Source organism: Ligilactobacillus sp. 110_WCHN (assembly GCF_030518115.1).
Classification (GTDB): Bacteria; Bacillota; Bacilli; order Lactobacillales; family Lactobacillaceae; genus Ligilactobacillus; species Ligilactobacillus aviarius_C.
Genome location: NZ_JAULLI010000032.1, coordinates 1 through 9176 on the forward strand (window position 1 = coordinate 1; position 9176 = coordinate 9176).

Below are 9176 nucleotides of genomic sequence, written 5' to 3' on the forward strand. Positions count from 1 at the left end.
TATCTTATAAAGTTTAGGTATATCCTAATATAATAAATAAAACCATAATAAAAAGATTGAGTCAATGCCAAATAACGAACTATATATTAAGATTATTTATAAAATAGTTCGCTATTTTTAAAATTATAAGTCCTGATTTTACCCGTGAATTTCTAAATATCTTTCTTAATGCTAAGCGCAGAAGCATCAATAATAATCAAAGTTACATCGAATGATCACACACTTGGCCATTATAAAATTAAAATAAAAAAACGCCCGAATAAGTTGGCTAAGCTCAAACGGACGATTTCTCTATATACGCGCATCGGTTAGCAACCCTTTAATGCTTGTTTAACCAGTGCGTAAATAAAGCTACCAAGCACCCGACAAGCGTTGGTGCAAGGATATATTTTGTAAAGAATAACATTATGGCCACCTCCTTCCAGAGGCTAGTTGCCATTGTCATTATACACTATCAAAAAAGTATGTTATACTACTGGTGTAGAGAATAACATTATGGATTCCTAACTGCCGGCTAACAGTTAGGTTTTTATTTTACACATAATGATTAAACAGGGTACACCCTAGTTAAACATATTTTATAAAAATAAAACCCAGCATTTTTACTAGGTTTCTTTTAAAATCAATAGTGTGTAATCTACATGTTTAATCTATATAATAAGGAGTCTCAAAATGAAAATCGGATACGCTCGTGTTTCAACTACAGATCAAAATTTAGATCGTCAATTAGAACAATTAAAAAAAGTTGACTGTAAAAAAATCTTTCAAGAAAAAATATCTGGTAAAAATACAAATCGCCCTCAATTACAAGCGCTGCTTGATTTTATTCGCGAGGACGATGAAGTCGTTGTGATTAGTATGGATCGCTTAGGAAGAAATAGTCGTGATATTTCAAATATCATCGAACAAATCAAACAAAAAGGAGCAACGATTAATATTTTGGATCTTCCCTCTTTTGAAGGTATTAAAGACCACAATTTAAAAAATTTATTAACGAATCTTGTCTTAGAAATCCAAAAATACACTGCTGAACAAGAACGAAAAACAATTCTTGAACGTCAAAAGCAAGGGATTAAGCTTGCTAAAGAACGTGGCGTCTACAAAGGCGGTGTTGTTCAATACTCAAAAGATAGTAAGGATCCTAAAAAGCGTTTAATTTATAATACCGTTGTTAAAATGCTTAGAAGAAAAGCAAATGGTGAGTCAATTACTATTAAGCAAATTGCTGACCAGGTTGGTATTACTAGAAATACAGTTTATCGAATAAAAAATGAACTTTAGCATATATAAAAAAAGTCTGTGAAAAATATATCACAGATCTTTTTTGTAATGATACTTCTTTAATGTTAATAACCTTTGCTCTGCTGTCACCTATTATTTTTTTGTAATTAACCAAAATTTTGTTTTTTGGACTTTGTTATAAGGATATCTTTTTTTCTTAAATGAATTGTTTTTTAAAAGGTTCCCTGTACATTCCATTTCTAACGTTTCACCTTGTATAGTCCTTAAATTTAACTTGATCTCCCTTATTGAAACTCTACAATTACTAACTAAGTATTGTCTTATTTCTTTTAAGATTTGATTACATAATATTCTTTGCTTTCCAAACTCAGCATTAGCAATATCTTCTTCTTTAACAAAGTCCATATATTTTCTTTTATTATAGTCCTTTATATAAGGACAAACTTCTATGTAATTACATACCTTTTCATTACTATCACATAGGCCAATAATCTTTCCCTCCTCCTTAATAAGCCTATTATTGATTTCAGTTTCTAAACTTAAAAGTCTTAATTCTTTATCGGCTCCACTTGGAAAGTCATCAATAAAGTAATATTCTTTTTCTTTAAATTTTTTTCCACCTTCAATTATCAGATCTACTCTAATTTCTATAAAAATATCCAATGCATCATAATTCGAAAAACTTTCAAGTTCTATTCCTGGTATTTGAATTCCATTCTCATATGTTTCACTATTCTGGCGGATAATAGCTAATTTTTTACATCGAATAAAGGGCCAATAAATTCTATTCTGATTTTCTAGGGCTTTTCTAACTTGATAGTTAGCAACTACAAAGGTACAGATAACTGCTACTATACTGATAATGTTACTAAGATTCATATACACTAACCTCCTAAATTTTATACTTTGATTTTAATATAATAAAAAAGCCAGAATAATTCTGGCTTTAAAAATTTTTATCTTGTTAACAGTGTCATAACTGTGACAACTAATAATACTAAAACATCAAATTTTCCAATTTTTTCCTTTAATATCCAACTACCAAAAACAACGCCGTAAAGAGAGGTCATATTTAAGAGAACCCATGCAATCCCCGATGCTTTTGAAGCAGTTGCTATAGTAAATGATATTTGTGCTGCAATTGTAAGTACCGAACGTAATCCATAAGCAATAACAGCTGTTTTTTCTATACCGTTCGAATCCTTATTAAATAATTTATTTTTTGAACTTGTAAATAATGAGATAAAAGAAATTATCAATCGTAAATAAATAGTTATGATTGTAAATCCCATCAATTCTGGAATTCCATGAATATCATTAACCAAGATTGGAGAAAGTGCAGATTGAACTGTTAATAACGGTACGATTACCAAAATTCCTCTAATCCATGTTTTAAATCCAACCTTCTTGGTACTTGGAGAAAAAGCTAGTAAACCAACTAACAAAGTTGAAATCAATGAAACGGAGTATTGCCTAAAACTAAAATAGGAAGTTGTAAGTGCTAAGGCTAATGGGATAAATATATCTGAAACTTTTCCTGAAATCACCGCATCAATTAACGGTAAATGACGGTACAGGTAACTATATCCATACGCAACAAGTTGTACTAATAATGCATATATGATTATTCTGAACCATTGCTGTGGTAGTAGTAAAAAATCCAACGAAACAAAATGTTGTAAAACAACAAGTACGATTGTTGCCAATATTGTTGCTAATATATTATTAATGAAGTTAACTACTAATAAATTTCCTTTTCGATATCCCATTTGATACCGATCAATTACACTGATAACCCCTCTAGATGTTGATGATATTAGAGCTGCTAATATACAAACCATAAATCTAAAGAACCTCCTGGATTTTTTTTACAGTTCTAAGCATTTTCTCTCTTTCTGGATATTTACTCCAATCTGCTAATTCAGGTTTTCCAATAGCATTAGCCGTTAATTTACGTAAGTATTGACGAGGAATAGGATGTGTAATTTGAAACATATACGCATTAGAATCATTGTCTTCAAAATATAAATAATGTCCAAGTGTCGAGTATTTGTTAAAAATCTCTCCCGGATCAGACAATTTTACAGGTACAAGTCCATCCGAAACAAGACTTTCATATAAATTTACATTTAGAGGAACAGCATGCGTATGCCCATGATAACAAAGTTGTTCGCCGGGCTGTACATTACAATATCCTACACGACCATGTTCATAGAAAATACATGCTCCATATATTTTTTCCAAAGCAGATCGTATTTTATTTTTTAATGCAATGTATTCTTTTTGATAGTTTTCAGGTAATGCTCCAATACAATGATAATGATCCTTTGGCATTATCAACGAATAACCTTCTGTTATTTGTCCTACAGCAGAAACAACTTTAAAATTTTCTGTTTCATATATAGTTTTTTCATCATCAAAATCACAGAAACTGCAAAAATCTTTTATTTCCATAATTATTCCTCCTAATATTTAATCACAGTAATCATATATACTTGGGTTTACATATTCTTGAGGAAAGTTTATATTTCTCATATTATCAATATTCGTTAAAATATCTTCTATGGCATTAATTAGCTGATCCATATCTTCTTTTGAAGTAAAATGAGAAACACTTGCTCGAATAATTCCAAAAGGGTTAGATCCTAGAAATTCATGAATAAATGGTGCACAGATAAGTCCTGCACGAGTTACAATATTATAATTTTCAGAAAGGATTGTTGATAATCTTGAAGGGACAATTCCTTTAATGTTAAATGATACAATTCCAACTGGATTCTTTTCGGAATAAACATTTACATCGGAAAAATGATTTAGTTTTGAAATGAGATATTCTGTTTTTTCTAAAAGCTCTTTTTTTACATTTTCCACATTTAATTCGTTAAGAAAGTCCAAGCTATAATATAATGATGTAATTCCTACAATATTTTGAGTCCCACACTCATAATGAACTGGACTTCCTGCTGGTTGACATACTAACTCTGATAATACTCCTGTTCCACCAACCTTTAAGGGTTCAATTTGAATATTAGGTTTAATATAATATCCACCAATTCCTGAAAATCCTAAAAGTGCTTTATGACCTGTAAACGCAATAAAATCCGCTTTTATCTTTTCATTATCAAAAGGAATATGTCCTAAAGATTGTGATGCATCAACAAGAAAATATGTATTAGGTAATTTATCAATAAATTTACCCACTTTTTCAACATTTTGAACTTTCCCGGTTATATTCGATGCATGATTCATAATAACTAACTTAGGTTTTTTCTCTTTAATTAAGTTAATCATTTCATCAGGATCAACTAATCCTTTACCATCGCACTTAACCCAATTTGTTTTAATATGCTTTGATTTTCTCAATTTAGCTAAAGGCCTGACTACAGAATTATGCTCAATAGCTGTAGAAATTACCCTATCTCCCTCATTCAAAAAACCGTTAATAATAGCATTTAATGCCTCTGTTGAGTTACTCGTAAAAATCACATTAGAAGCAAAAGGAACATTCATTAACTTGGCTAATTTCTTTCTAGTTTCATAAATAATATCATTATTTTCAGTAGATGATGACCTCATACTACTTCCATAATTTTCTGAGACTGCCTTGAATGTTTTTTTTAATACATACTCAGGCTTAGGAAACGAAGTTGAACCATTATCTAAGTAAACCATATAATATACCTCCTTATTAATATAATTTTATATTAACTCTATTAGCTATAATTATAAATATAGTTCGCGTTTTATCGTAAAAATAACGTAATATTTAATATTTTTGCTGTTATTTTAGATATTTTAGAAACAAAAATATGATGCTTACATACTAAATATTATTCAATATTCTGTTGATAATAAGTCGTTAAATTATTAGGAAAGATATCATGCTAGATAATCAAATTGATATTCCAAGAAATATCATTTATGATGATGTGTAATTAATTAATTAAACTAATACTATTATCTTATTTATTTTATATAGTATAATTAACGTGATTAGCTAAATCTTCTTACTATTGCTAATAGTAGACGAATTTATATGGAGGAATTTTATGAAACTCAATAACATAACTGTAAAATATGGAAGGAAAAAAGCCATAAATGATTTGTCTTTAAATTTAAAATCAGACGGATCTATAATAGGAATTCTTGGCCCCAACGGAGCAGGAAAAACAACTCTTTTAAACATTATATTAAAAAGATTAAATACTTTTTCAGGAGAGCGTAAAATTCATGAAAGTATAGCATACATGCCTGACCGTCCTTTTTTGTATGAAGACATGAAAGTAAAAACTGCAATTAAACTATTTAATGATCTTTTCGATGATTTTGATTCCCAAAAAGCAATTAATATGTTAAATAACTTTAATATAGATTTAAATATGAAATTGCATGATGGCTCAAAGGGTATGCATGAACAAATTCACTTATCATTAATTTTATCTAGAAATACTGATTTTTATATTTTAGATGAACCTTTAGGAGCAGTAGATCCTTTACACAGAGACTATTTACTTGATTCTATTAAAAACTATAGAAATCCTAGTAGCTCTATTATAATAGTTACACACTTAATTAAAGATCTTGAACAGTTATTTGATAAAGTTATTTTACTAAAAAAAGGGAAAATAGTTCTAAATTCAAATACTATTGACATTATGGAAAATTATCCTGATGTCGAGTCACTTTACAGGGAGGTAATGAAATAAAATGAAGGTTTATTCTCAAATAAAATTAAAAAATGATATTTCTATTTTTATAATTCCATATATCGTTGAAATACTTTTTATAATATTTTCGTTTATTTGGAAAAATAATTCCAATTTATCCATGATTCACGGATTATGGTTTATGGCAGCTAATGCGGTTATATTTATAATGTTAGTCTGGAAAAATCTAAAAGAATATTATTTTAACAGTGATGAATTAATAAATATACTGCCACAAAGTAAAGAAACGATAATAACATTAAATACTATGTTCAATATTGTTTTTATTACTGTTTTTGATATTTTAGGCCAGTACGCTCAGTTTGCCGCACATAAAAATTTAAGTTTATCCAGAATTCTTAATTTCACTTTGGATAAATTAATTGCATTCTCCTCTTTTTTCTTCCTACTAAATTTAATTATCATTTTATTTAAAAATATTCGTCAGCCTAAGTTAGGAACTGCATTAATCGTAATAGTTACTTGCGCACTTGTTGCTATTCAAATAAAATGTTTTTGGACTATTAATAGTTCCAATATTCATTCGTTCTTTGTAGGAATTTCGTCTGAAGATATTAAATATACATATCTAAATGTTATTCCTGTTGGGTTCTTTAATTTATCAAAAAAAGTATTAACTCACTTCAGATTTATTTCTGATCTTACTAATATATTAATTGCAATTGTGTCAATTGTGGGATTATTTATATTCAAAAAATTAAAAAGAAATAATTATGTCAATTTAGTAAAATAAAAAGGTTTCTCCTAAAATAGGAGAAACCTTTTTATTTTAAAAATGCTAATGCAAAAGCGGTACTCATTTCTCGCCAAATTTTCAATGTTTCCTTTGAAAATTTATTTGGTTTCAGTGGATTTATTAAACCTATATACCCTAACGTAGATTTATTTAGTCTAGTAAATTCTTCTATATTAGAAATCATTTTATTATCAATAACCCCTTTTACCCTCGAATAACTTGCAAGAAGATAAAATAATGGTAATTGGTACTCATTTGCTAAATACATTAATATTCCATTAATATTAACCAACTCAATATTGCTTAATACAACTAATATTTTATCTTCCAAATCCATATCATTTCTAAAAAGGAAGTCTGTATTTTCTTCTTTAATACTTTCCTCTAAGCTTCTTTTTCTTAAATCTGAATTAAATACCACATTATCTATATTTAGTTTATGAATATCATAATTCGAACATTTAAGTAATAATAAATCATTATCTGAAACTTTGCCCTTGTTAATTTGATTGTTACACATATCATAGTTATAACTATTATTTTCTAAAATATCTTGTAAAACACTACTATTAAAAGTTGAATTGTTTTTTAAAAGCCACTCTTTCATGTTCAAAGTCATTTTATTCATAATCTTTATTCCCCTTTTCTTTTAAGATCATACACTCAAATAAATCACTTACTTTATCTCTATAATGCATATTTTTTATATCTACTTTAAAAATTGATTCTATCAAATTTTTAATCTCTTGATTATCTGACATATTTGCGTATGTAACCAAAGAATTTCTTTTATCTTTACTTACATTTTTATAAAAATATGTATAATATAACAATGTATCTTCTAAAATATCATCATTTAACAATAAAGATTTATCTTGTAAATTATTAAAGTCAAGTTCACACTGTCTAAATAGCTCTTTAGGAATTCCTTTTTCTCCATAAATATTTTGATACACCCTAAATTTAAAAGGTAATGCCCATTCAGATTCACAAAATATTGAACTATCTATAACGCTCTTTATTGTATTCAATAAAATATGCTCTTTATTATTTAATTTTTCTTTTTTCATGAGAAAAGCATACCAAAGGCTGTATTCAACTATATTATAGGGCTGCATATATACTAGACCTTCTACATCTTCCGACATATTTAGAACTGATAATATCATGTCACTAACTAGTCTATAAGATATACTACCTGTTGAAATTTCCCAATTTAAAGCCAAATTAATACAAGTAGTTATTTCACTAATTAAGTCGTTATTAAACTTACTACTATTTAACTTATTCGCTATTTTTATTATTAATTCTTTTTGTTCCATAAAAATGATGCTCCCATTGTTACAAGTACAGTATGATAATTTTTAAAAAATAATTGTTCTTTAGAATTAGATTTTAAACTTTCACGGCTTTCTCCTGGTGCAATAACCAGACCACTATCCAACTGATTATTATTTATTACATTAAATGCTGCAGATGCTATATCTAAGTAGTCTTTTTGATAATCACGATTTACAAAAGCCAAACAAATTAGACATTCTGATAAAATGTCTGCATTATTTTTTAACTCGTAAAATGTTATTAGATCTTTTAATTTATTGTTTATATTTTGGGTATTAGAAAATTGTATTTTTCTACCCATATCTGTCATATAGAAAATTGTATGCGTGATTGAATATGCTAAATCATCAGATATATATAACGGGTTATAATCGTGATCCAATATTGTTTGATGATATAGTTTACTAGTATCTGGATAGTTAGAATTAATTCCAATCTTATTAAGTGAATATGCAACATCCAGTTGCCTATATGGCATTCTTCTTGGTAAAACATCTAACTTAGATAAAATCAATTCTTTGAATTTTTCAATATCAAATTCATCTTTATTGTTATTATTCATATAATCCTGAAGAACTTCTGCTCCTGAAATTAATATTGGATCAAATAAAAAATAATCGTTAAAATCTATGTCTTTAGATAAATTTAATATTAATTTATGTAACTTTTTTTCTATATCTGAAGAATATACCCTTTTTGGAAAAAACATATTATACATAAAAATTAATTCTATATATGCTTTCATTTGTAGATCATTATCAACATTTTTCCTTTTTTCTACGGGATTAAAAAAATTAAAATTATCATTCACCCATTGGCTACATTTTTGATAAATTACCTCCGTTTTCATTTAAAAACCTCCAAAAAAATATCTTATTTTTTTATTAATTATGTTATTATATAGTATATAATGAATTATTTTTTTAGGGGAGGTAATTTCAATGAAGAATTTATATTTGCCTTTAAATTTAAATTTAAATAATCGTTCAGATTATACACAAAAATGGTACTTATTCCGCGGAAATCACGGAACTTTCATTGTAGGTATCAAAGATAAAGATATTGAAAATGAATCCATTTTTAATTTTTCTACTGAATTAGCCTAAAATAAAAAGCCATTTCTTCTAATT

At 27.5% G+C, this 9176-nt stretch carries 12 protein-coding genes; 4 read left to right on the plus strand and 8 right to left on the minus strand.

Annotated features, from left to right (window positions below):
* Nucleotides 1-319: 319 nt before the first annotated feature.
* On the minus strand, nt 320-445 hold the full coding sequence (locus tag Q3C15_RS08315) for a type I toxin-antitoxin system Fst family toxin (RefSeq protein ID WP_353478016.1): 126 nt from the start codon (nt 443-445) through the stop codon (nt 320-322).
* Between the two features lie 227 nt (nt 446-672).
* On the opposite strand from Q3C15_RS08315, the gene Q3C15_RS08320 reads away from it, so the two are divergent.
* On the plus strand, nt 673-1281 hold the full coding sequence (locus Q3C15_RS08320; RefSeq protein WP_289555047.1) for a recombinase family protein: 609 nt from the start codon (nt 673-675) through the stop codon (nt 1279-1281).
* 93 nt (nt 1282-1374) lie between these two features.
* On the opposite strand, the gene Q3C15_RS08325 is transcribed toward Q3C15_RS08320, so the two are convergent.
* From Q3C15_RS08325 to Q3C15_RS08340, 4 genes are all read right to left on the minus strand, one after another.
* The gene (locus Q3C15_RS08325; RefSeq protein WP_289555048.1) at nt 1375-2121 is read right to left on the minus strand and encodes a hypothetical protein; all 747 of its coding nucleotides are present in this window, start codon (nt 2119-2121) and stop codon (nt 1375-1377) included.
* 77 nt (nt 2122-2198) lie between these two features.
* A complete protein-coding gene (locus tag Q3C15_RS08330) occupies nt 2199-3083 on the minus strand; it encodes a hypothetical protein (RefSeq protein ID WP_289555049.1) in 885 nt (294 codons plus the stop codon).
* A gap of 4 nt (nt 3084-3087) precedes the next feature.
* Nucleotides 3088-3696 (minus strand): HIT family protein, encoded by a 609-nt coding sequence (locus tag Q3C15_RS08335; protein WP_289555050.1) that lies wholly within the window; start codon nt 3694-3696, stop codon nt 3088-3090.
* 18 nt (nt 3697-3714) lie between these two features.
* Complete coding sequence (locus Q3C15_RS08340; RefSeq protein WP_289555051.1) at nt 3715-4914, minus strand: aminotransferase class V-fold PLP-dependent enzyme; 1200 nt, start codon at nt 4912-4914, stop codon at nt 3715-3717.
* 377 nt (nt 4915-5291) lie between these two features.
* Between Q3C15_RS08340 and Q3C15_RS08345 the strand changes: the two genes are divergently transcribed.
* Together Q3C15_RS08345 and Q3C15_RS08350 are read left to right on the plus strand one after the other, a co-directional pair.
* Complete coding sequence (locus tag Q3C15_RS08345; protein WP_289555052.1) at nt 5292-5948, plus strand: ABC transporter ATP-binding protein; 657 nt, start codon at nt 5292-5294, stop codon at nt 5946-5948.
* 1 nt (nt 5949) lies between these two features.
* Nucleotides 5950-6702: a hypothetical protein gene (locus Q3C15_RS08350; RefSeq protein ID WP_289555053.1), complete on the plus strand. Its 753-nt coding sequence runs from the start codon at nt 5950-5952 to the stop codon at nt 6700-6702.
* 31 nt (nt 6703-6733) lie between these two features.
* Here the strand turns inward: Q3C15_RS08350 and Q3C15_RS08355 are convergent, their stop codons facing one another.
* From Q3C15_RS08355 to Q3C15_RS08365, 3 genes are read right to left on the minus strand one after another with little or no spacing between them, the layout of a single operon-like run.
* On the minus strand, nt 6734-7333 hold the full coding sequence (locus tag Q3C15_RS08355; RefSeq protein ID WP_289555054.1) for a hypothetical protein: 600 nt from the start codon (nt 7331-7333) through the stop codon (nt 6734-6736).
* Nucleotides 7326-8027, minus strand: a complete 702-nt coding sequence (locus Q3C15_RS08360) for a hypothetical protein (protein WP_289555055.1) — start codon at nt 8025-8027, stop codon at nt 7326-7328. Before Q3C15_RS08360 ends, Q3C15_RS08355 begins: the two co-directional genes overlap by 8 nt.
* Nucleotides 8009-8896, minus strand: coding sequence for a hypothetical protein (locus Q3C15_RS08365; RefSeq protein WP_289555056.1), 888 nt, complete (start codon nt 8894-8896; stop codon nt 8009-8011). Before Q3C15_RS08365 ends, Q3C15_RS08360 begins: the two co-directional genes overlap by 19 nt.
* A 91-nt stretch (nt 8897-8987) precedes the next feature.
* Between Q3C15_RS08365 and Q3C15_RS08370 the strand changes: the two genes are divergently transcribed.
* The gene (locus Q3C15_RS08370; RefSeq protein ID WP_289555057.1) at nt 8988-9152 is read left to right on the plus strand and encodes a hypothetical protein; all 165 of its coding nucleotides are present in this window, start codon (nt 8988-8990) and stop codon (nt 9150-9152) included.
* The last annotated feature ends 24 nt before the right edge of the window (nt 9153-9176 follow it).

What these genes read in the sequence shown, in the direction of transcription:
- Q3C15_RS08315 (WP_353478016.1), bottom strand. Translation starts at nt 445, where the DNA reads ATGACAATGGCAACTAGCCTCTGGAAGGAGGTGGCCATAATGTTATTC.
- Q3C15_RS08320 (WP_289555047.1), top strand. Translation starts at nt 673, where the DNA reads ATGAAAATCGGATACGCTCGTGTTTCAACTACAGATCAAAATTTAGAT.
- Q3C15_RS08325 (WP_289555048.1), bottom strand. Translation starts at nt 2,121, where the DNA reads ATGAATCTTAGTAACATTATCAGTATAGTAGCAGTTATCTGTACCTTT.
- Q3C15_RS08340 (WP_289555051.1), bottom strand. Translation starts at nt 4,914, where the DNA reads ATGGTTTACTTAGATAATGGTTCAACTTCGTTTCCTAAGCCTGAGTAT.
- Q3C15_RS08355 (WP_289555054.1), bottom strand. Translation starts at nt 7,333, where the DNA reads ATGAATAAAATGACTTTGAACATGAAAGAGTGGCTTTTAAAAAACAAT.
- Q3C15_RS08360 (WP_289555055.1), bottom strand. Translation starts at nt 8,027, where the DNA reads ATGGAACAAAAAGAATTAATAATAAAAATAGCGAATAAGTTAAATAGT.
- Q3C15_RS08335 (WP_289555050.1), bottom strand. Translation starts at nt 3,696, where the DNA reads ATGGAAATAAAAGATTTTTGCAGTTTCTGTGATTTTGATGATGAAAAA.
- Q3C15_RS08345 (WP_289555052.1), top strand. Translation starts at nt 5,292, where the DNA reads ATGAAACTCAATAACATAACTGTAAAATATGGAAGGAAAAAAGCCATA.
- Q3C15_RS08330 (WP_289555049.1), bottom strand. Translation starts at nt 3,083, where the DNA reads ATGGTTTGTATATTAGCAGCTCTAATATCATCAACATCTAGAGGGGTT.
- Q3C15_RS08350 (WP_289555053.1), top strand. Translation starts at nt 5,950, where the DNA reads ATGAAGGTTTATTCTCAAATAAAATTAAAAAATGATATTTCTATTTTT.
- Q3C15_RS08370 (WP_289555057.1), top strand. Translation starts at nt 8,988, where the DNA reads ATGAAGAATTTATATTTGCCTTTAAATTTAAATTTAAATAATCGTTCA.
- Q3C15_RS08365 (WP_289555056.1), bottom strand. Translation starts at nt 8,896, where the DNA reads ATGAAAACGGAGGTAATTTATCAAAAATGTAGCCAATGGGTGAATGAT.